The organism is Thainema salinarum CENA647, assembly GCF_057732415.1.
In genome coordinates this window covers 3,020,826-3,039,909 of the sequence record NZ_JBYJZJ010000022.1, presented here as the reverse complement: position 1 = coordinate 3,039,909, position 19,084 = coordinate 3,020,826, and the positions used below count along the sequence as shown (strand labels likewise).

Here is a 19,084-nt window from a genome sequence, read left to right as displayed (position 1 = left end):
GTTCACCTACTGGCAGGCGTGCATCTCGACCAAGCACTGGGCAGCTCCTTGCTCGAAGTCATCTTTTTTGGCCTCAATCACGTAGCCAAAGGGAGTCTCCAGATAAGCTCGCTGCTCCGCAATCAGATAGTCCACATTGCCGCAGACAGTTTCCCCTTCCAGATAAGCCCCTTTCCATACCTTCAATCTCTTACATCCCTCCAATCCCTTTTCACAGATGGCATCAATGAGCAGTGTTTTAGAAACTTCCAAGCTTTCGAGGTCGAACCGCTGCAGCCGCTCTAGCCACTGGTGAAAAAAATCACTAATGGGAACAGACTTTGCCGACAAGTCCCATCGCTTTAGCTCGGTGATGCCTAAATGCTTAAAGGATTCTCGGTAGGTAAAGCTAGAAAAGGACTTCTTTCTTTGCTGAGTAACTTGAGTCATGGGTCAATGGAGCAGGGCCGAAACGTTTGTAGGAAGGAACTCAATCAGAAAGGATAGAAGAGAGCTATTCTCACTTTAACTCTTAACCTTATTGCATCTGAGTTGTCTGCTCAGATAGATCAAACACCACCTCAAAGACCCCCTGCGGCAGATGTCGTCGAATTGCTCTGAGATGATCATCGGCATCTTGCCGGTTGCGAAAGCGGCTAATAATTGATCGCTGCACCGCATTCTGAATCATGACCAGTGCCCAAGGTCGGCAATCTGGCTGCACGGTAGGTTCTGAAGCTACAGTTTGTTGCCAAGCGATGCGCTCTGGAGCTAACACAGACTGCACGATTTCCGTAATTTGTAGTCTTACTGGATTCTCATCAATCGGATACAGGATCCAGCCTCGGATCGGGGTCGGCTGAAAGCTCAGTCGATACCGTTGATCGTCGGGGGTAATAATGGCCCAAATCGGCTGCCTCGGCTGCTTGCGAGTGCGAAATCCGACCTGATGAAGAGCGCTCTGGATACGCTGAATTTCCGTCGCAACACGGTGACCGTCTGAACCCGTTTGCCGTTGAACCATGATGTAAAAATCCCCTAACGATGAATAGGACAGCGAGCCATGCAGGACTCTGGACTCACCTTAGGGAGAGAAAATTAGAAAAGAAATATCCGTTGGATATTGAAAAAATCAGACTTATGTGCTGTTGGTGTTGGGTGGTGCCGCATCAGGGTGGCTGCCAGGGCACAGGATTTCAATCAGGGTGGGTGGCATGGTCTCGAAATGTTCCAGCAGAAAGTCCATCAGAGCAAGGTGTCGCAGGTCACTCGCGCTCGGAGCACGGTAATCCGGTCCTTGCAGAAACCAGCGATGAACGGTGACCGGAGAGCGAGAACAAATTGCAGCGATTAGCTCATGATTGACGCCCCACTTGCTGTAAAACGCTTGTGGAGACAAACCCAAGCGGCAACGAGCATACAGCTGAATCAGTTCCAGTTCGCGCTCAGTTAACGGGCGAGTCATGGTCGAGCCTCCAGATCCTCTTCCCAAGCCCTGTCAGCGAGTACTTGGCCGACAGGTTGGCTTAACCACACCAAATATTTCCAGGCCCAGCATCCCCGGTGATGGGCATAGGCAAAGTAGCGACCAATGACAATGCCAGTTGTCGCAACATCTGCCGTCCAGCAAACGCGATTGCCGTAGAGAAAAATGGGCAGTGGAGCTTCATCTGGAAAATGGGGTGGCAGTTCTCGCATCGGATGGTGAGCTCGAATCTGAATAGGTGGCAAGTCAATCAGTTCTCCTGAGCGTAGGACATGGAGATACGTGGCAACCAGCTTGCCAGACAGTGAGGCTGCCAATTGGTGAATCAATAGGGCTGCTAGCGATTCAGCTTCCTCGATGCTCAGATGCATCCACGCGGCATCAAAGTAGGCATCGGAAAAGTTGCAGAGACGATCCATCAGGACTGGAACGTTAAAGTCTGGCACTGAAGGGGATGAAACGCCGTTGGTACGCATCGAATAAGCTCCTAAAATAAAAGCCCTCAGCGCGATCCGATCGCGCTGAGGGAGGTAAAAAAACGGTGGTTCATGGGAAACTAGCGATTGGCAAAGCCAATTCGCTTTGCTGATAGAGGTGATAGAACAGCCTAAAGCACCCGCTCCGGGCTGAGCTGATGAGACAATCTAAAACTCGTCGTAGTCAAACTCAGACACTTCAGGAGTCGGTTGTAGGGGAGGATTGACCATCGGTTGGCCGAAATCAGCCCAGGTCTCGAATTCCTTCAAAATGCGCTCTTTTATCTCACTGTCGTAGCCGACAAAGTAGGTCATCCAATTTTCAGCAGTAGGTTGTCCGTAACTGGAAACCGAACAGACCCAGGACTTTTTCTCTTTCCCCTTGAGCACGGGTTGCACCTGCACGGCTAGTACCGATAGAGCCATGAACTTGTCACCCCGTGACTTTTTGGCTCCTGTTGCTATGCCATAAGCTTTGCTCATCTGGCTGCGAAAGTTCCGCACTGTTTCCCCAAAGCTGCCGCAGAATGAACCTTTGGTAGTCAGCATTAAGGGCGACTCGTGCATTAACTGCTGATTGGGGGTTAGAAGATAGAGTAGGTAACGCTGTTTGAGCACATGAAGAGTGCGATCGTAGGTTGACATTTGATAATTGCTGATGAACTCGTTGCGATCGCGGTGGTACATGAGTAGCTTTGACTTTCTTAAAATCAGCAGTCGAGCGAGCAACGAGCGATAGCCCTCTACGGTTTCTCCTTGCTGGAACGTCGCAGTGTGCGGCAACCAATCATTATTAGGAATAAAGCCAGATGCCTCCCGATTTTCAGTCGTAAGGAAAAAGCCGGATTGATTCGGGTCTGGATGGTTCAGCATTTGAAGATAGGGCAGAGATGCACGCTCTTCTTCGTACTCAGATGTATCAAATTCATCGTGGTCTGAAGTCAGCTGAGGTTCAGCCTGTTGATGATGGCCATTTTGAGCAGCCACTGTCACAGTTGTTGAAGGGGTCATGAGAAGTCTCCTTGCGTTGAAGTGAAAAAGAGGCAAAGCCCAAGCTTTGCCTCAGAGGCGGATTTAGTGAATCGGCTTAGAACTCGTCGTCACAGCGACAGGGATCAGGACTATCTACATAGCCAAATGCAAAATGCTGGCGTGGGGAATAATGGATCAGCCGCCCGAGCGAATCTGTGGGCAGTTCCTTGAGCTTAGCTACGTAGCCTGCCAAGTAGGCCGCATCCGCATATTCGGGGAGACGTCCAAAGGCGGCATCAGTGCTGCCATCTAGATAAGAGGATTGATAAGCGGCATCGGCCTTTTCAGCCAGTTCAGTTTGGATAGAATCAATAAAGGCAGGTAGCATTGTCATTTCTCCAGAAATGAAGGGTGTACCGGCAGTGCCCCGGCTGAAGTTGGACGCTTTCCGGGGCATCACCGTTTGCAGCGAAGGTGAATGGATTCATCCCAGTTTTCAGTCTTGGTTAGACATCGGAATCGGCTCCGGTGGCTGCGGGTTCAGCAGGTTCCCCATACTTTGTGGCTCTGGCATCCTATTTATTTCTCTCACTCTTTTATTTTAGCCCATGTATACGTGGGTTGCAGGCCAAAAGAGGAGGGTTTAACCGGATTTTCGATGAGAGTTTCTGATCGATTTGAGGATAAAACTAGCTCTTCAATAAGCCTTACTGATCACTCGTCAAAGCTATTAAATGCCTCGTATACTTGGGTGATTCAATACCGCACTGTGGAGTTTTCCGGCAATGAGTGATCAGACTCCCCGCAGAGATTATTTGACTCGCTTTCAGCAGCAGGGCGAGGTAGCAATGGCTGAGCGGCCTCTTTGTGTGCGATTGCCGGAGGACATTGATGCGCTAATGCGAGAGAAGGAGAATCGGACGGCATGGTTGCGCGATGCCATCATAGAAAAGCTCTGGCGTGAAGGGAATTTGCCAGAGCGATATCAAGATTTGATCAATGAATGACGCTTTTTCGCCTTGAGTTCATCAGAAATGACAACTGCGATCGCAATCCACAATCCTTAGCTATCCAAGCTGTCAACAGATGCCGTTCAGCGCTCCCCCACTTTTTTTACTCTCCTACTTAAACACCCTAAATACTACACGCATAATCAGTGTTATGCCGAGTATTTGGGGTGAGATAAGAGAGTCTAAAAAATTAATCTTGTCATGAGGCGTGTGAGTTTTGTTTCGAGAAATTTTATAAATACAGTCTAGAGCTGACTGAGGGTGATGAAGGGATTCTACCAATTCGGTTCTTGTGGTTTGCTCTGCATTTGCCTTTAAATATTGGAACTAATTATTGATGCTTGCTGAGGTACTGGAGCTAAGCTTGCTTAATGTCTAAAACTCCCATCATTCCTCGATCTTCATGGTCTAGAATATGGCAGTGATAAACCGTTTTGCCGATGTAGTCGCGAAAGGGGATGCGAATCCGCACAGTTTCACCCGGACTTAACGACACAACATCTTTCCAGGCAGCATAGGGCGCAGGTTGACCATTACGGCTAATCACCTGAAATTTGTTGACATGGACATGAAAAGGATGGGCCATCGTGCCCGTGTTGCTTATTTCCCAGTCTTCAACCGTATTGAGTGCTACTTGTGTATCAATCCGATGATGATCAAACGCTTGGCCGTTGATTAGAAACACCATCCCCATTCCCATACCGTGGTTGAGTGTGAACTGGCGTACAGTCTGGGGTTCTGGCAAGGATTCAACTGGAATGAGCTGGGTTGGCAGCGGAACCGGATTAACTGTGCCGCGATAGGTAAGGGTAGCAACGGTTTCCGTTCGAGTTGGGTTGGAAGGACGCCCCATCATACCGCCGCCCATCATGCCTTGAGCGGGATTAAAGGGCTGATTGAGTAGGCGATACTGTCCGGGATTGCGATCGCACTTGACCAACACCTCGGCTCGTTCGCCAGGAGCAAGCATCAAGTTGTTGAGTTCGATGGGAGATGCGATCGCACCGCCATCGGTTGCAATTAGATAAAATGGGTGATCTTCTAGCGACAGCCAGAAAAACCGGGACGACGAAGCATTCAGCAACCGGAGCCGCAGCAGGCCACCTTGGGGGACGGTCAAAGCCGGATTGAATTGTCCATTAGCGGTCAGTAAATCCCCAATGCGCCCCGTCATCTGTGCCATGTGGCCCGGATTCGGAATATTGCCACTGTCATTTAGGGCAAAGTCTTTGAGGACTAGAAATTCCTCCTGGGCGGCTTGAATTTCGGGAATTTCATCCAAATCTCCCCGTACCACAAAGAGTCCCGCAAGGCCGCCAAAGAGCTGTTCAGCAACCAGCCCATGATAATGAGGGTGATACCAAAATGTGCCTGCCGGATGGTTCTGGGGAATCTGAAACTCGTAGGTATGACTTGCCCCTGGCGGAATTTCTAGAAAAGCATTGTCTCCTGTCCCCGTCGGCGGAATGTGCAGCCCGTGAAAGTGCAAATTGGTGGGCTGATTGAGACGATTCGTAAAGCGAATTTGGACGGTATCACCAGGCTTGGCTTCTAGGCGAGGCCCAGGGACTTGGCCATTATAGGCGAGCAGATTGGCGTTGCGGTTACCAAGCTGAACCGTTTGGGGCATTGCTGCCAGCGCAACCTGGAGCAGTCCGGCTTCGCTCGTCAAGATTTGGGCCTGAGTGCCAGCAACATCAGTAGAACTGACGTCATTGTTTTCCCGTGAACATTGAGACAGCAAGACTGCAACGGCTGCGCCTGCACTCAAGCTCAAAAAGTTTCTTCGCTTAATTGCGGTCATGGCTCAATCCAGTTCTCTCGCTCGTAATAGTTCTATCTTGCAGTCTCTACCTGACTAGAGAGTCAAGGGCTTAAGTTTATAGACCCTGGAAAAGCTGCTAGCCCATCAAGATGAAATCACCATGAAATGGCCCTACTCCAATTTAATGAAGTAGGGCTTCTTGCTATTGGTAGGTGTAGAAATATGCTCTTTTTCGCTATCCCGACAAGTACGACATGGATCACTGTAAAAAGTGTGCCCGTTCCTGCCGTGAGGCCGCAGAAGAATATCGCAAGATTGCCAAAGTTGGGATGGCAACCGCCTAAACCCACTTCGCTAGCCATACGGAGTGATCGGTTCATAAGTCAAAACCAGATCAAGTCGCTAACGTTGGCCCTCCAAGATTAAGTTTTACATCAAATACTGGAGCTTACAGTTGACTTGAGGCTTTAACGTAAACCCATTCACTCCTGCGAGCGGATGCTCAGCCAAGTCCTATGAATCATCCTCACCACCACAGCACCCAAGCCGAAAATTCTAGAGTCGATGGCGCTCATAAAAGCCACACTGGTCATCCCGTAGAGGCTGCTGGTGCATATCATGGCGACCACGCTCATAGCGCCCGTGGCGGACACCGGGGGCATGGCGGTCACAGCGGTCATGGGCATCACAGTCCGGCCATGTTCAAGCAGCGATTTTTCGTATCGCTGATTTTGACGCTGCCGATTCTCTACTTTTCACCACAGCTTCAGGGGTGGTTGGGGTATGAAGCGATCGCATTTCCTAGCTCTGGTTGGATTAATCCCATTCTCGGCATTGCCCTCTATTTCTATGGCGGCTGGCCATTTCTCAAGGGCGCGTGGCACGAGTTTCAGGGCAAGATCGGCATGATGACACTGATTGCGCTGGCAATTACGGTGGCGTTTGTATATAGTATTGCTGTGTCCCTGGGCCTGGAGGGAATGCCCTTCTATTGGGAACTAGCGACGCTGATCGACATCATGCTGCTGGGCCACTGGGTTGAGATGGCCTCGGTGCAGGGAGCGAGCAAAGCGCTAGAAGAACTCTCGACCCTGGTGCCTAACGCAGCGCATCGGATGCGGAATGGTCACATTGAAGATGTTTCGGTTGATGAGATCCAAGTCAACGATGTCATCCTAATTCGTCCTGGCGAACAAATTCCCAATGATGGCGAAGTGATTGAGGGCCACACCAGCGTCAACGAATCGTTCCTGACGGGTGAATCAAAGCCCGTTTATAAGGAGGTTGGGGATGAAGTAGTCGCGGGGTCGGTGAATACGGAAGGTTCCGTACAGGTCAGAGTGACTCGTATTGGAGCAGACACCGCCATTAGCCAGATTATGCGGCTGGTCGAAGAAGCGCAGTCCTCCCGCAGTCGCTATCAGGTACTCGCAGATAAAGTGGCCTACTGGCTGACGATCATCGCCATTTCGGTTGGCACCCTTACTTTTATCGTTTGGCTAACGCTGGCGGATCTGATCTTCTCCATCAACCGAGCAGTAACGGTTCTAGTGATCACCTGTCCCCATGCCTTGGGGCTAGCGATTCCGCTCGTGATTGCCAACTCCACTGGACTGGCTGCTCGCAACGGCATCTTGGTACGCAACCGTGATTCTCTCGAACGAGCCAAGGATATCAAAATCGTCGCTTTCGACAAAACTGGAACGCTGACCCAAGGCAAGTTTGGCGTCCAAAACGTCGCTGTGGACGGCATGGATGAGGATGAAGCGTTAGCCATTGCCGCTGCCCTAGAAAATCCCTCCGAGCATCCTCTTGCGAAAGCAATCGTCGATTCAGCTCATCGGCGGCAGCTAGCTCTACCCCAAACGCGTGACTTCCAAACCGTGACTGGACGGGGCGTAGAGGGCCTGATCAATGGACAAACCTATCGCGTTGGACGACCGGAATGGGTGCAGGAGCAACATCTATCGTTTTCTGCTCCACTGCAACAGGCATTAAGCCGAGCCGATGAGCGGGGTGAAAGCGCTGTTGTGCTGATGACTACTGAACGTGCGATCGCAGTTATCTCAATGGCTGACCAGATCCGAGAACGTGCCCGCACCACCATCGATCGCCTGCATGAGATGGACATCCAGGCGGTGATGATTACCGGGGATGCCGAAGCCGTTGCGCGTGCTGTTGCTGAAGATCTGGGCATCGATCGCTACTACGCCCGCGTGCTGCCTGAAGACAAAGTGAATCGCATCAGAGAGCTGAAACAAGAGGCTCCTACTGCCTTTGTGGGTGACGGCATCAACGATGCAGCCGCTTTGCTGGAAGCCAATATGGGCTTAGCGATTGGGGCGGGTACCAACGTGGCCATTGAATCCGCTGACTTGGTACTAGTGGAAGACGATCCCCTAGATGCAGTAAAGGCGCTGGTGCTAGCGAAGAAGACCTACAGCAAGATGATTCAAAATCTATTCTGGGCCACCGGGTACAACGTGATCGCCATTCCACTGGCAGCAGGCGTACTGTCGGCTTGGGGCATCGTGCTGTCACCAGCGATAGGGGCTTTACTGATGAGCCTTTCCACAGTGATTGTGGCGATCAATGCGGTGATGCTACGCCGAGCCAAACTAGCCTAAGTCCAACCCGGTAGGAGTTTGGCAGAAATCGTGCTTTGTTCTCAATGATCGAACATCGAATGCTGAATTGAGATGTATCAAGAAGTGTAAATTATGGTTTCTGGAATACGGTTAGCTTGTAATCCTCCAGCTAGGTATGAGGATTTAAACTAGGATGTGCAAACCGCCGAAATTGAGCAGATGCAGGCGTGGCTGGACGAATGGTATCCCGGTCAGGAAACCAGTCTGACCTACACTCCTATGATGCGCGACCTCAGTCAGCTTGAAGGGGATGCGCTGGATCAGGCGTTTCTAGAAGATATGGTCATGCACCATATGGGAGCCGTGATGATGTCGCAGCGATTGGTAAATCACGGTCTGGTTGAGCATCAGGACGTACAGCCTTTTGCCCAGAATATCGCCAATACCCAGCGGCAGGAAATCTGGCAGATGCAGTCTTGGCTGCAAGACTGGTACGAGGTTGGCGGTATGCCTGGTTGGATGCATCGAGGACAGCGATAGCCTAATCCGTTTAGACAGTGGGTAGCGTGATCGTGAATGTGCTCCCACTGTTTAACTGGCTTTGTACCTGGATGGTACCGCTATGACGTTGGATGATGGTTTGAGCGACGGCTAATCCCAGCCCGGTTCCTCCGGTTTCTCGGTTGCGGGATTGTTCTAGACGAAAGAACGGTTCAAAGATTTTGTCTTGGAATTCAGCGGGAATGCCGAAACCGCGATCGCAAATTACTACCTCAAGCCTCTCCTGCTTCGAGCGCAGCATCACCTCCGCTTCGTTCCCGTAGGTCACTGCATTGTGAATCAGGTTCATGAACGCTCGATGTAGAGCAGTAGGTTGACCAACATAGGTCACGTGGACTGGTCCCTGATAGATTGCCTTTTTCCCTGTATCAACAACATCATCACACAGGCTTTGGAGTAGGCTCGCCAAATCCAGCTTAACGAAGGCTTCGGTGGTGGATTCTGCGCGGGCAAAGGTCAAGGTTTCCGTGAGCATGGTCTGCATTTGGTCAATGTCAGCAATCGCCTTCTGAGCCTGCTCCCCATCATCAATAAACTCAGCCCGCAGTTTCAGCCGGGTGAGGATCGTTCGCAAGTCATGGGCAATGGCGGCCAGCATAAACGTGCGCTCATTTACCAGACGCCGCAGCCGTTCCTGCATTTGATTGAAAGCTTGAATGGATTGACGGAGTTCACGCGACCCCGCTTCGGGGAGCGGCGGTGCATTAATATCCCGACCGAACTGCTCAGCGGCAGTGGCAAATTGGGTAATCGGCTGGGTGACTCGTCGAGCTGCCCAAAGCGACAGCAGCCAAATGGCAAGTCCGATAAACAGAAACACAAACCAGCGGTGACTGCTGCTGCGCAGAGAAATGATGTCTGAGGGGGTGACAAAGACTAACCAGCGATCGCGAGTTTGTTGAACGGCAATCACCATCGTTTGACGGCTAGATAGCAGCGGCACAAGAGCAGAACCATCTGACTGATCTAGGAGCGGACTGTTCGACCAGCGGTCAAGCACTTGGATCTGAATGGGTTGGCTAAGCTGGGGTATGAGGTGCGATCGCACGTCCTGGCGAATCTCGTCGGCGTGCCACGCTTCCCGCTGGGGCTGGGATGGCGGCTGGTCTAAAACGCTGACCTGAAACCGGGGGCTGTGGAGTGCTTCCAATAGCTTGACCTGCTCATCTGGTGGCAGCGTTTCCATCACGTCGATAATAGTGACAACTCTATCCGCAACAGATAAACCAAATATCTTCATTGCGGTGACAGTGCGATCGTGAACCAGTAGCCATACAGCGATCGCCTGGGCTGAGAAAAATCCCATCGTCAAAATCAGCGTAACTCGCCCTGTTAGACTGCTGGGTAATAATCGCTTGATCCGCTTCATCGTTTCTCCACCACTGGTGTAAAAAGATAGCCACCACCTCGCACTGTTTTAATCAGGGTTGGTGCTTTAGGATTCGCTTCAATTTTGCGGCGCAGACGGCTCAGTTGCACATCCACACTGCGATCAAAGGGAGCGGCTTCATATCCCTTCGTCAGCTCTAGCAGTTGATCACGGCTCAGCACCTGCTGGGGATGCTCTGCGAATGCAGCTAAGAGGTCGAACTCATTGGCCGTTAAGGGAATCAGCACTCCATCGGGAGAACAGAGTTCTCGTTTGGCCAGATCCAATTGCCAACCATTAAACCCAAATCCTTTGGGTGGTTTCTGCTGGACTTCGACCGTGACATACTCAATTCGGCGTAAGACAGCTTTGATCCGTGCCAGCAGCTCCCTCGGATTAAACGGCTTGGTCACGTAGTCGTCGGCCCCTAGTTCCAGCCCCACAATTCGATCCGCATCGTCACCAATGGCAGTCAACATCACAATAGGCAGCGTAGAAGTAGACCGTAATTTTTGGCACAGAGCCAAACCATCATCTCCCGGCAGCATCAAATCCAGCACAATCAAATCGATGGAATGGATATCGAGTGAGCGCCACATGCCTGCCCCATCAGCCGCCGTCTCAACCCGATAGCCATGCCGAGTCAGAAATCGCGACAGCAAATCGCGAATCTCGCGGTCATCATCCACAATCAAAATCAAGGGAAGCTCAGTCATACCGCCATTCTAGATTGAGCGCTTAATCAACTTTGTTTCATCTCGGCAACAGTTGATTGCAGTTGTATTTCAACGTTTGTCGGCCCAGTAGGGACACTCCGGGCAGTTTTCTCCCTTAGGATAGTCAATACCTTCTTCATGGGGACAGCCGATAATTCCGTCAGTCATAATTACCCGCTTGGCCCGTTTGCGCTTGATGAAATCGAGAATTTGACGATTTACGGTGTCGTCCATCCGGATTTCGATCCCATCTGCAAGCCAACGCTTTAAATCGATGACTTCTTGGGACTGATCGACAATTCCAACGGCGACTTTGGTCGCAGTGTCCTCATCAGGGCCATAGTAAGCAATCGTTGCGATCGGATAGCCCTGGGTATCAGCTTGAGCCTTACGCCGCAGCAAAAGAGTAGCATTTTGCCGATGCTCAATTGAGCCAAATCCCTTAGGTGATTGATGACTGATTTTTTGTCGCATCATCTAATTCCCTGTTACTAACTATTACCAATTTGAAAGAATCTTGAAACACTCATAGCCTACCGTGTGAGCCGTAACCTCATCCAAGGAGGAACGGAGATATAAACCATGAACCAGCTCTCAAAGATATTGGCCTTTACAACCATTATTTCAACGGGATTATCTGCTGGAGTGGCCTTCGCTCATCTACTGGAATTGCCCAACAAAATATCACTCTCTGCTGAGAACTATCTCTGGGTGCAACAACGCCTTTATGAGGGATTTGGTCAAGTGTTAGGCCCGATTGAAGTTGTCGCATTTCTCAGTGCGATCGCAGTTACCGTCCTGCTCCGAAAACAGCGGCATTCCTTTCGCTGGAGCCTGCTGGCATCTATCTGCATTAGTCTGGCCTTGATAGTCTGGCAACTACACAATGGCCCAGTCAATACAGCGGTGGAGACCTGGACGGTCGATGCATTGCCCGCCAACTGGATGACCTATCGCGCTCGCTGGGAATATGCTCATGCGGCTCGATTTGGGCTGTATTTGCTTGGGTTTAGCGCTAGTCTAATGTCTGTCCTGGTTAAAATTCCAGATCATCACTCCCGGAGTCGTGTGCCTTCGGCCCCTGTGCTTTGACTCACCAAGAGGTATTCGTCATGTTAACTGTTTTACAGGTTTTGACTGTGGTGGTGGTTGCGATCGCAATGGCCCTTGCGCTGGCTCATGCTCTGGAGCTACCAGGAAAACTGCGGCTTTCAAAAGAGACCTACTACGCCGTGCAGCCCATTTATTATCCTGGTTTCACGATTGGCGGCATCAGTGAACCCATGAGTCTGATCCTGATGCTGATTCTGCTGTTCCTTGTGCGACTAGGCAGCATAGAATTCTGGCTAATCGGTATAGCCTTACTAGGCATCATCGGTATGCAAGGCGTGTACTGGCTGATTACCCATCCCGTGAACCAGTTCTGGCTGCAAAATGAGGACTTAAGCAACGTGAGTACTGGCTTTTTCGCCTTTGGAGTGAAGCCGGACGATCCCCGTTCGTGGGCCTGGACAAACTTGCGCAATCGCTGGGAATATTCTCACGTAGCGCGGGCAGGATTCGCCCTGGTCAGCCTGATTGCCCTGGTCATTGCCGCATCAATCAACTGATGGGGGTTTGCCATGCGATATTACGCAGTGCGGAGGTGGGCAACAGAATGGTGAAGGTGCTGCCCCGTTCTAGCTCGCTCTGAACCTGAATTTCGCCGCCGTGAGCCTGCGCGATCGCAAGGGCAATTGATAGCCCCAATCCCGAACCGCCGCTGTATCGAGAACGGGCTTTATCGACTCGATAGAACCGCTCAAAAATCCGCTGCTGATCGGCTGGAGCAATACCAATGCCTGTGTCTTCTACGGTAATTATCGCCTGTCGCTTTTCGCCTTCCGGGAATGTGTTGCGGGTACTTTGCTGTAGCCGGATGATGACCTTGCCACCCGGTGGGGTGTGCTGGAGGGCATTACTCACTACATTCAGCACCAGCCGATAGAGATGTGCTTCATTACCCAGGACGATGATCGGCGGTTCAGCGGGTTGGTCAAGCACCAGTTGAATCTCAGCTGCGATCGCAAGTGCGGCCAGTTCTTCTTCAATATCGCTCAGCACATCCTGTAAACAGCAGGGGGTTTGGGCAGTTGAACGTTGAATGTCTAATCGAGACAGCAGCAGCAGGTCACTGACGAGGGTTGTCAACCGCTGGTTCTGACGGGTGATTACCTGTAGCGTTTCCCGCGCTTCTTCATCCGAAATGTGGGGCAGTCGCAACACCGATTCCGCTGTTGCCTGCGTCGCAGTTAGAGGCGTACGCAGTTCATGAGCAGCATCAGCCGTAAATTGCTGAATATTGCGGTACGAGACTCGGACAGGTTTCAAGGCAACTCCCGCTAACCACCAACTTGCGATCGCAATTAGTCCTACCGTGAGCGGTAAGCTGAGGACGATAATCCAGCGAATCATGTCGAGGTAAGCGGCAAAATCGCTGAAGGAGCGCCCGACCAGCAGCGTGCCCAGACGGCTTTGATCGTTGAGGTTGTAAAGCGGTAGCGCAATCTGGCGATACTGGTTGTTCGCGTCATCTCGCAGCGTGTGCCAAGCGGCTTCGGTATCTGTCATTGGCAAGCCTTCGGGCAGGATGCCTGCCGTTGCTAGTAGCGTTTGATCCGGCGACAGCACGCGAAAATAGTAGCTGCCGCGATAGGGCGATCCGCCATGATGCCCCCGCGATGCCTCAAATGGCACCTGACAGGGTTCTCCGGCCACGCACAGATTGGGCAACAAATTTTGCGACAGGCCATCAATTTGACCGTTAGCCGTGAGCGTAGTTTCCAGGGCATCATGAACCGTTTCGGCCACAGACTTCAGTTCGCGGTCAGCCGTGACCCGATGGGCATGGGCAATCGCTTCATAGACGCCAAAGCCGCTCAGCCCCAGTACTGCCGTCATCACGCCAGTGTACCAGACCGTGAGCTGCCAGCGGCTGCGACGAAATAGCTTATTCGGTGTTGAAGCGGTATCCCATGCCATAGACAGTTTCAATCAAATCATCACAGTGATACTTGGCCAGCTTCCGCCGCAGGAGCCGCATTTGAGCCGCAACGACGTTGCTGTTGGGTTCAGCGCCAATTTCCCAGAGCTGATTCAGCACCTGATCGCGGGTCAGAATCCGGTTCGGGTGCTCCATCAGGTACTGAAGCAACTGAAACTCTTTCTGAGTTAGTTCGATGGCCTGCTCGGTTCGTTCACCAGCATTGAGAAAGGCCATTCTGCGATCGCAATCCAGCATCAACGGCCCCACCTGAATTTGACTCGGCTTAATCTCAGGTTGCCGTCGCCGCAGTGCCCGTAGTCGGGCCAGCAACTCGGCCATGCTGAAGGGTTTGACCAGATAATCATCGGCTCCAGCATCTAGCCCCGTAATCCGATCCTCAATTTGATCCTTGGCAGTCAAAATCAAAACGGGCAGGGCATGATGGTGCGATCGCAGCCACTGACACAGCTCGATTCCCGACCGTCCTGGCAGCATCCAGTCAAACACCCCAATTGTATAAAGCGGCAAATCATTTTCCAGATAGGCTAGCGCCTCATCCCCCGACCGCACCCAGTCCACCACATAGGCTTCTTGGGTCAGGGTTCGCTTAATCGCTTTGCCCAAATCCGGCTCATCTTCAACTAGGAGGATACGCATAAAAGCAGGTTAGCTTGTATTTTTAGATCCTAAGGTATGAAAAGCGCCCCAAAATTTTCAGCTCACCTCTTGACTCTAAAGTTCACTGTAGGCTTTAGGGTGGATTCATCAACAGTTTGATGCCGTTTGGCATCCGCGAGGTGAATCGATGACCGCTATACTTTCTAACTCCAATAAAGCTCAACCAGATGCTCAAGACTCAGTCAAGCTCTACCGCATGTCTACTTCTGAACATGAGTGTCCTTGGGGGGTGCGGGCAGTGAATTTGCTCAACGAAAAAGGCATTGCCTTTGACGATATTAAACTGACCTCCCCAGAGGACGTTGCTGCCTTCAAGACCCAGCACAACGTTGCCACAACACCCCAGATCTTCTTTGGCGATCGCCGCATTGGTGGCTATACCGATCTGGCAGCCTATTTTGATGTCGAGGCTGAAAAGGCTGATTACTCCTATACTCCAGTTGCGGCTTTATTTTCCACTGCTGGCTTAATGGCTTTAGCGACCTCCCTTGGCGTTCCTGGCTTCATGGGCATTTCCTTATCGATGTTGGCCTCTCTGAAGCTAATGGATATCAACGCCTTTTCCGAAAGCTTTGCCAAATACGATCTGGTCACTCAGCGCTTTAAGCCCTATGGCAAAATTTATCCCTTTGCAGAGCTTGCCATTGGTCTGGGTTTTCTCTCCGGCATCGCACCTCTAGCGACGGGAATTGGTTCATTAGTTGTTGGCGTAAGTGGTGCGGTATCAGTCTTCAAAGCTGTCTATATCGACAAAATGGCGCTCAACTGTGCTTGTATCGGCGGCAATTCCAAGGCTCCGCTGGGAGTAGTCAGCTTTGCGGAAAACGCGATTATGGCGCTGATGGGGGCAACTCTCATCTTTTCGACGGTCGGCACCCGTGAGATAGAGCCACAGGTTATGCAATTGTCTCAGGCAACTGCGATCGCGCAACTTCAGTCGGCTGAATAGTGCTCAGGTCACTCACGTTCAGGCATGACCATTTCATTTCGATTTCATGATTGTGCGTCAGGCTAGTGGGCAAACTATGCTTGAGTCAGGCGCTAGCTTGACATTGCCATGCAGAGGTCTCTATGAATCGTCGTCTATTTACATCCAGATTAGTCGCTGTAGGATTGGTTTCGACCACCGTTGCCCTAACCGGCTGCTCCATTGCCCAAACTCCCAATGTGGAAGCGGTAGCGGATACGGCGGAGCAAGTTGCAATGGATACTGAGATCACCGTTTTCCGTAGTCCCACCTGCGGCTGCTGTAGTCAGTGGATTGAGCACATGCAAGCGGCTGGTTTTATTGTCAAGGATAATGTAACAGAAGATATGACAGCTATTAAGGAACAGTATGGAGTTCCGGCCAATCTCGCCTCCTGCCACACCACTGTAGTTGATGGCTACGTTGTGGAAGGCCATGTTCCAGCCGAAGATGTACAACGCTTACTGGCCGAAAAACCTGAAGTGGCTGGTATTGCAGTCCCCGGTATGCCTATCGGTTCACCCGGTATGGAATCCGGTGATTATGTTGAACCTTATACGGTTTTCTCGTTCACTGAATCCGGTGAAACCGCTGCTTTTGCTGAACATTCATAGTGATACGGAGTCCGATTAAAACCCGAAAAGAACTACTTGGCCGCTAAGCGGCCAAGTAGTTCTTTTCGGGTTTGAGTTTAAAGATACAAGACGTGACTATAGCAAAATGTGCGATTACATATTCCAAGTGCGATCGCACATTTTGCTGATCCTACTGACATCACTGACCGTACCAGTCTTGTCGCCACTCTTCCATCTGCTTAATTTCCGTTTGCTGCGTGGCCAGAATGTTTTGGGCTAGCTCTCGAAGTTCAGTGCGATCGCTCTTTTCCAAAACCTGCTCCGCCATCGCTAACGCGCCCTCATGGTGAGGAATCATGGCATTAGTAAACCGCAGGTCAAATTCAGCGTCGGCTGTGCCTAAGTTACCGTCCATCATCATGGCAGCCTGCATCTCAGGCGTCATCGCCATTGAGTGGCCCATTTCGGCGTGATACATCACAGGTTCCGCACTCGCATCGGGATACCATGCTTGTCGCCACTGCTTCATCTGGTCAATTTCGCCCTGCTGAGCCGTAATCACAGCTTGGGCTAGCTGCTTCATATCTTCCCGTTGAGAATGTTCGAGGACGGCTTCGGCCATGACAACTGCTCCTTGATGGTGCAAAATCATTCCGTCAATGAAGCGTAAATCAAACTCAGCATCTTTAGGCCCCAAGTCCATCATCATCATCACGTGATCTGCCGTTGAGGTATCCCCCGCCAGCGTCGTTTGAGAATCGGAACGCTCAGAAATCTCAGGTGAGGTGCTACATCCTGCCAGCCCTACAGTGGCAGACAGCATACTCCCCACCAACACCCACGAAACCCAGGTTCGTCTCAGGCGCATATTGCACAATATCCTTTATTAGAAAAAAGGTGGCAGATATTCCTTCAGTAATCGTTTAAGCATTAACTGAATCAAATAACCGCTAATTTTACTGTGCAGCCCAAAAGTGAAATATGGATGAAATGCGAAGTGTTTAACGAACTTGTACTGCATATTGAATTCCGAGTCGGCATGGGCTGGGCAAGATGTCGCGCAGGACGGCTCATTAGATTCTGTGCGGTGTTTGCGATCGCAGTTGGATAGTCGGCTGCGGAAGTGACCAGGGGAATGGTGGCGGTGTAGGTGGGAGTAAAGAAGGCTGAGAACGCATTCAGCGCCAGCACAATTCCATAGATCTGCCCGGGCTGTGTGACAAACGGCAGAAAACAGACAATGATCATGCGCGCCAAGTGGCTGATAACCATGATCTGTTTGCGGTCGATCCGATCTGAGAGCGTGCCAGCTAGAGGCGACAGGATGACGCAGGCTGTGACGTGCGTGAGGGCATCATCAATTAAATTGATGGTTTGGGTGGAGTAAAGACGGGCAAAGGTGGGATTTCTAAAGCACTGAAAGAGTCATGGTGTTGAAAACATGCATTGAAATATGAATGTTTGAATATAGCTGAAACGTTTGATATAGCTTCACTGTATGTCCCCCTGGGGGGCATCTGAAAGACTATACAATTTAGAAATACTTACTGGTAAAGCGTCCAACTGAGTGATTTAAAACTTTATGCATATTCACACGATTGATCAGTGGCACCATTCTCATGACTTCTCAGTTCATCAGAATCAAGCAGAGCGAAATACCAAGGTCGTGATGCTCATAACCGCAGTCACAATGGTTGCCGAAATTGTCGCAGGCACCATTTTTGGTTCGATGGCGCTGTTGGCAGACGGTTGGCACATGGCAACTCACGTCGCGGCATTTGGTATCACAGTGTTTGCTTATCGCTATGCCCGCCGACATGCGGCTGATCCAAGGTATACCTTTGGCACTGGCAAAGTGAGTGTGCTTGGCGGGTTCGCCAGCGCCGTTGCTCTAGCAGTCATTGCATTTGTGATGGCGTTTGAATCGGTAGAGCGGTTTTTCCAACCCCAAGCCATTCAGTTTAATGAAGCGATTGGAGTTGCGATTCTTGGATTAGCTGTAAATTTAGTGAGCGCTTGGCTACTCCAAGACGATCATAACCACGGCCATGATCATCATCATGGGGAACATGGTCACCATCATCATTCAGATCACAATCTTCGAGCTGCATATGTTCACGTTTTAGCGGATGCGCTAACCTCGGTTTTGGCTATCATTGCCTTGTTTGCTGGGAAGTTTCTAGGTTGGATCTGGCTGGATGCCGCGATGGGGTTAGTCGGTGCCGGAGTGATTACTAAATGGGCTTATGACTTGGTGAGTGACACCAGTTCAATCTTGCTCGATGGCGGCATTAGTAAGCACATCAAGCTGGATATTGTGAACGCGATTGAAAACGATGCTGATAATCGTGTAGTCGATTTGCATGTCTGGCATGTGAGCCAAAACCACTTGTCTGCAACCGTTTCCCTGGTGACCCACTACCCACAAGCACCAGAGTATTACAAGAATCTACTCAGCCATATTCCTTCCCTTTCCCACGTACTAGTTGAGGTCAATTCTTGTCATGGAGAACCCTGTATGGAATTGCTACACAACTAGTTTCCACCTGCTACTCAATTAAAAGGAAGTGTTTAAGTGGGTGAAGTCAGCACACAAAAATTTTGTAGAAAAAAGCGATCGCAGCTTCTTGGAGAATTGCAATCGCATCTTTAGCCATATTTCAGGCAAACTTTTCTAAACTGCCTGATTCAACACGCGGATGTGTAATACTTCATTGCTCATAAGTGGTTCAATCTGTGATTCAGAAACCACCAACACTGCAATCGTTTCCCCAATTGCGTTAAACACTTCCAGACTATATCCATCTTCGCCCTCAGCTACCGGATGATGCTCCACAATGGTCGCCACATCACCTTGATGTAACTGATGTTTCGGAAAATCTTCTCGTAAGGCTACCCTTGTAAACAGCTCAAACAC

At 50.8% G+C, this 19,084-nt stretch carries 24 protein-coding genes; 9 read left to right on the top strand and 15 right to left on the bottom strand.

Annotation, left to right across the window (positions count from 1 at the left end; all coding sequences use genetic code 11):
• Positions 1 to 6: 6 nt before the first annotated feature.
• From AC286M_RS20150 to AC286M_RS20125, 6 genes are all read right to left on the bottom strand, one after another.
• Complete coding sequence (locus AC286M_RS20150; protein WP_488206095.1) at positions 7 to 429, bottom strand: hypothetical protein; 423 nt, start codon at positions 427 to 429, stop codon at positions 7 to 9.
• Positions 430 to 517: 88 nt separating this feature from the next.
• Entirely contained in the window at positions 518 to 1,003 is a 486-nt protein-coding gene (locus tag AC286M_RS20145) for a hypothetical protein (protein WP_488206094.1), read from the bottom strand.
• A 114-nt stretch (positions 1,004 to 1,117) separates the two neighbouring features.
• Positions 1,118 to 1,444 carry a hypothetical protein gene (locus AC286M_RS20140; protein ID WP_488206093.1) on the bottom strand — a complete coding sequence of 109 codons (327 nt, stop codon included), beginning with the start codon at positions 1,442 to 1,444 and terminating at the stop codon, positions 1,118 to 1,120.
• A complete protein-coding gene (locus AC286M_RS20135; protein ID WP_488206092.1) occupies positions 1,441 to 1,941 on the bottom strand; it encodes a hypothetical protein in 501 nt (166 codons plus the stop codon). Before AC286M_RS20135 ends, AC286M_RS20140 begins: the two co-directional genes overlap by 4 nt.
• Positions 1,942 to 2,109: 168 nt before the next feature.
• Positions 2,110 to 2,952 carry a DUF5895 domain-containing protein gene (locus AC286M_RS20130; protein ID WP_488206091.1) on the bottom strand — a complete coding sequence of 281 codons (843 nt, stop codon included), beginning with the start codon at positions 2,950 to 2,952 and terminating at the stop codon, positions 2,110 to 2,112.
• Between the two features lie 76 nt (positions 2,953 to 3,028).
• Positions 3,029 to 3,370: a hypothetical protein gene (locus AC286M_RS20125; protein ID WP_488206090.1), complete on the bottom strand. Its 342-nt coding sequence runs from the start codon at positions 3,368 to 3,370 to the stop codon at positions 3,029 to 3,031.
• Between the two features lie 328 nt (positions 3,371 to 3,698).
• On the opposite strand from AC286M_RS20125, the gene AC286M_RS20120 reads away from it, so the two are divergent.
• Positions 3,699 to 3,920, top strand: a complete 222-nt coding sequence (locus AC286M_RS20120; RefSeq protein WP_488206089.1) for a hypothetical protein — start codon at positions 3,699 to 3,701, stop codon at positions 3,918 to 3,920.
• 361 nt (positions 3,921 to 4,281) lie between these two features.
• Here the strand turns inward: AC286M_RS20120 and AC286M_RS20115 are convergent, their stop codons facing one another.
• Positions 4,282 to 5,727 carry a multicopper oxidase family protein gene (locus AC286M_RS20115; RefSeq protein WP_488206088.1) on the bottom strand — a complete coding sequence of 482 codons (1,446 nt, stop codon included), beginning with the start codon at positions 5,725 to 5,727 and terminating at the stop codon, positions 4,282 to 4,284.
• Positions 5,728 to 5,942: 215 nt separating this feature from the next.
• On the opposite strand from AC286M_RS20115, the gene AC286M_RS20110 reads away from it, so the two are divergent.
• The 3 genes from AC286M_RS20110 (at position 5,943) to AC286M_RS20100 (ending at position 8,816) form a co-directional block, all read left to right on the top strand.
• Positions 5,943 to 6,032 carry a hypothetical protein gene (locus tag AC286M_RS20110; protein ID WP_488206087.1) on the top strand — a complete coding sequence of 30 codons (90 nt, stop codon included), beginning with the start codon at positions 5,943 to 5,945 and terminating at the stop codon, positions 6,030 to 6,032.
• Between the two features lie 171 nt (positions 6,033 to 6,203).
• On the top strand, positions 6,204 to 8,315 hold the full coding sequence (locus tag AC286M_RS20105; protein ID WP_488206086.1) for a copper-translocating P-type ATPase: 2,112 nt from the start codon (positions 6,204 to 6,206) through the stop codon (positions 8,313 to 8,315).
• Positions 8,316 to 8,471: 156 nt separating this feature from the next.
• Positions 8,472 to 8,816: a DUF305 domain-containing protein gene (locus tag AC286M_RS20100; protein WP_488206085.1), complete on the top strand. Its 345-nt coding sequence runs from the start codon at positions 8,472 to 8,474 to the stop codon at positions 8,814 to 8,816.
• Between the two features lie 10 nt (positions 8,817 to 8,826).
• Here the strand turns inward: AC286M_RS20100 and AC286M_RS20095 are convergent, their stop codons facing one another.
• The 3 genes from AC286M_RS20095 to AC286M_RS20085 all read right to left on the bottom strand — a co-directional run bounded on the left by AC286M_RS20095 (position 8,827) and on the right by AC286M_RS20085 (position 11,399).
• Positions 8,827 to 10,206, bottom strand: a complete 1,380-nt coding sequence (locus tag AC286M_RS20095; protein WP_488206084.1) for a sensor histidine kinase — start codon at positions 10,204 to 10,206, stop codon at positions 8,827 to 8,829.
• On the bottom strand, positions 10,203 to 10,922 hold the full coding sequence (locus AC286M_RS20090; protein WP_488206083.1) for a response regulator: 720 nt from the start codon (positions 10,920 to 10,922) through the stop codon (positions 10,203 to 10,205). Before AC286M_RS20090 ends, AC286M_RS20095 begins: the two co-directional genes overlap by 4 nt.
• Before the next feature lie 69 nt (positions 10,923 to 10,991).
• Positions 10,992 to 11,399 carry a hypothetical protein gene (locus AC286M_RS20085; protein ID WP_488206082.1) on the bottom strand — a complete coding sequence of 136 codons (408 nt, stop codon included), beginning with the start codon at positions 11,397 to 11,399 and terminating at the stop codon, positions 10,992 to 10,994.
• A gap of 105 nt (positions 11,400 to 11,504) precedes the next feature.
• Between AC286M_RS20085 and AC286M_RS20080 the strand changes: the two genes are divergently transcribed.
• Positions 11,505 to 12,014: a hypothetical protein gene (locus AC286M_RS20080; protein ID WP_488206081.1), complete on the top strand. Its 510-nt coding sequence runs from the start codon at positions 11,505 to 11,507 to the stop codon at positions 12,012 to 12,014.
• A 20-nt stretch (positions 12,015 to 12,034) separates the two neighbouring features.
• Entirely contained in the window at positions 12,035 to 12,532 is a 498-nt protein-coding gene (locus AC286M_RS20075) for a hypothetical protein (protein ID WP_488206080.1), read from the top strand.
• Here AC286M_RS20075 and rppB read toward each other — a convergent pair.
• Entirely contained in the window at positions 12,525 to 13,943 is a 1,419-nt protein-coding gene (gene rppB / locus AC286M_RS20070) for a two-component system sensor histidine kinase RppB (RefSeq protein WP_488206079.1), read from the bottom strand. The genes AC286M_RS20075 and rppB overlap by 8 nt on opposite strands.
• Positions 13,912 to 14,604, bottom strand: coding sequence for a two-component system response regulator RppA (rppA, locus tag AC286M_RS20065; RefSeq protein ID WP_488206078.1), 693 nt, complete (start codon positions 14,602 to 14,604; stop codon positions 13,912 to 13,914). The genes rppB and rppA overlap by 32 nt, the downstream gene beginning before the upstream one ends.
• 148 nt (positions 14,605 to 14,752) lie before the next feature.
• Here rppA and AC286M_RS20060 point away from each other — a divergent pair, with 148 nt between their 5' ends.
• Positions 14,753 to 15,574, top strand: a complete 822-nt coding sequence (locus tag AC286M_RS20060; RefSeq protein WP_488206077.1) for a MauE/DoxX family redox-associated membrane protein — start codon at positions 14,753 to 14,755, stop codon at positions 15,572 to 15,574.
• A 122-nt stretch (positions 15,575 to 15,696) separates the two neighbouring features.
• Positions 15,697 to 16,206 (top strand): DUF411 domain-containing protein, encoded by a 510-nt coding sequence (locus AC286M_RS20055; protein WP_488206076.1) that lies wholly within the window; start codon positions 15,697 to 15,699, stop codon positions 16,204 to 16,206.
• Between the two features lie 160 nt (positions 16,207 to 16,366).
• On the opposite strand, the gene AC286M_RS20050 is transcribed toward AC286M_RS20055, so the two are convergent.
• Positions 16,367 to 17,035, bottom strand: coding sequence for a DUF305 domain-containing protein (locus tag AC286M_RS20050; protein ID WP_488206075.1), 669 nt, complete (start codon positions 17,033 to 17,035; stop codon positions 16,367 to 16,369).
• A gap of 71 nt (positions 17,036 to 17,106) precedes the next feature.
• On the bottom strand, positions 17,107 to 17,439 hold the full coding sequence (locus tag AC286M_RS20045; RefSeq protein WP_488206074.1) for a hypothetical protein: 333 nt from the start codon (positions 17,437 to 17,439) through the stop codon (positions 17,107 to 17,109).
• 310 nt (positions 17,440 to 17,749) lie between these two features.
• Between AC286M_RS20045 and dmeF the strand changes: the two genes are divergently transcribed.
• Positions 17,750 to 18,706, top strand: a complete 957-nt coding sequence (dmeF, locus tag AC286M_RS20040) for a CDF family Co(II)/Ni(II) efflux transporter DmeF (protein WP_488206073.1) — start codon at positions 17,750 to 17,752, stop codon at positions 18,704 to 18,706.
• Positions 18,707 to 18,841: 135 nt separating this feature from the next.
• Here the strand turns inward: dmeF and AC286M_RS20035 are convergent, their stop codons facing one another.
• On the bottom strand, positions 18,842 to 19,084 hold the full coding sequence (locus AC286M_RS20035) for a DUF4926 domain-containing protein (RefSeq protein WP_488206072.1): 243 nt from the start codon (positions 19,082 to 19,084) through the stop codon (positions 18,842 to 18,844).

Coding starts and splice junctions, on each gene's coding strand:
- AC286M_RS20130 (WP_488206091.1), bottom strand. CDS start 2,952: ATGACCCCTTCAACAACTGTGACAGTGGCTGCTCAAAATGGCCATCAT.
- AC286M_RS20120 (WP_488206089.1), top strand. CDS start 3,699: ATGAGTGATCAGACTCCCCGCAGAGATTATTTGACTCGCTTTCAGCAG.
- AC286M_RS20055 (WP_488206076.1), top strand. CDS start 15,697: ATGAATCGTCGTCTATTTACATCCAGATTAGTCGCTGTAGGATTGGTT.
- rppB (WP_488206079.1), bottom strand. CDS start 13,943: ATGGCATGGGATACCGCTTCAACACCGAATAAGCTATTTCGTCGCAGC.
- AC286M_RS20145 (WP_488206094.1), bottom strand. CDS start 1,003: ATGGTTCAACGGCAAACGGGTTCAGACGGTCACCGTGTTGCGACGGAA.
- AC286M_RS20060 (WP_488206077.1), top strand. CDS start 14,753: ATGACCGCTATACTTTCTAACTCCAATAAAGCTCAACCAGATGCTCAA.
- AC286M_RS20080 (WP_488206081.1), top strand. CDS start 11,505: ATGAACCAGCTCTCAAAGATATTGGCCTTTACAACCATTATTTCAACG.
- AC286M_RS20125 (WP_488206090.1), bottom strand. CDS start 3,370: ATGCCCCGGAAAGCGTCCAACTTCAGCCGGGGCACTGCCGGTACACCC.
- rppA (WP_488206078.1), bottom strand. CDS start 14,604: ATGCGTATCCTCCTAGTTGAAGATGAGCCGGATTTGGGCAAAGCGATT.
- AC286M_RS20115 (WP_488206088.1), bottom strand. CDS start 5,727: ATGACCGCAATTAAGCGAAGAAACTTTTTGAGCTTGAGTGCAGGCGCA.
- AC286M_RS20135 (WP_488206092.1), bottom strand. CDS start 1,941: ATGCGTACCAACGGCGTTTCATCCCCTTCAGTGCCAGACTTTAACGTT.
- AC286M_RS20085 (WP_488206082.1), bottom strand. CDS start 11,399: ATGATGCGACAAAAAATCAGTCATCAATCACCTAAGGGATTTGGCTCA.
- AC286M_RS20140 (WP_488206093.1), bottom strand. CDS start 1,444: ATGACTCGCCCGTTAACTGAGCGCGAACTGGAACTGATTCAGCTGTAT.
- AC286M_RS20095 (WP_488206084.1), bottom strand. CDS start 10,206: ATGAAGCGGATCAAGCGATTATTACCCAGCAGTCTAACAGGGCGAGTT.
- AC286M_RS20050 (WP_488206075.1), bottom strand. CDS start 17,035: ATGCGCCTGAGACGAACCTGGGTTTCGTGGGTGTTGGTGGGGAGTATG.
- AC286M_RS20105 (WP_488206086.1), top strand. CDS start 6,204: ATGAATCATCCTCACCACCACAGCACCCAAGCCGAAAATTCTAGAGTC.
- AC286M_RS20110 (WP_488206087.1), top strand. CDS start 5,943: ATGGATCACTGTAAAAAGTGTGCCCGTTCCTGCCGTGAGGCCGCAGAA.
- AC286M_RS20090 (WP_488206083.1), bottom strand. CDS start 10,922: ATGACTGAGCTTCCCTTGATTTTGATTGTGGATGATGACCGCGAGATT.
- AC286M_RS20075 (WP_488206080.1), top strand. CDS start 12,035: ATGTTAACTGTTTTACAGGTTTTGACTGTGGTGGTGGTTGCGATCGCA.
- dmeF (WP_488206073.1), top strand. CDS start 17,750: ATGCATATTCACACGATTGATCAGTGGCACCATTCTCATGACTTCTCA.
- AC286M_RS20150 (WP_488206095.1), bottom strand. CDS start 429: ATGACTCAAGTTACTCAGCAAAGAAAGAAGTCCTTTTCTAGCTTTACC.
- AC286M_RS20045 (WP_488206074.1), bottom strand. CDS start 17,439: ATGGTTATCAGCCACTTGGCGCGCATGATCATTGTCTGTTTTCTGCCG.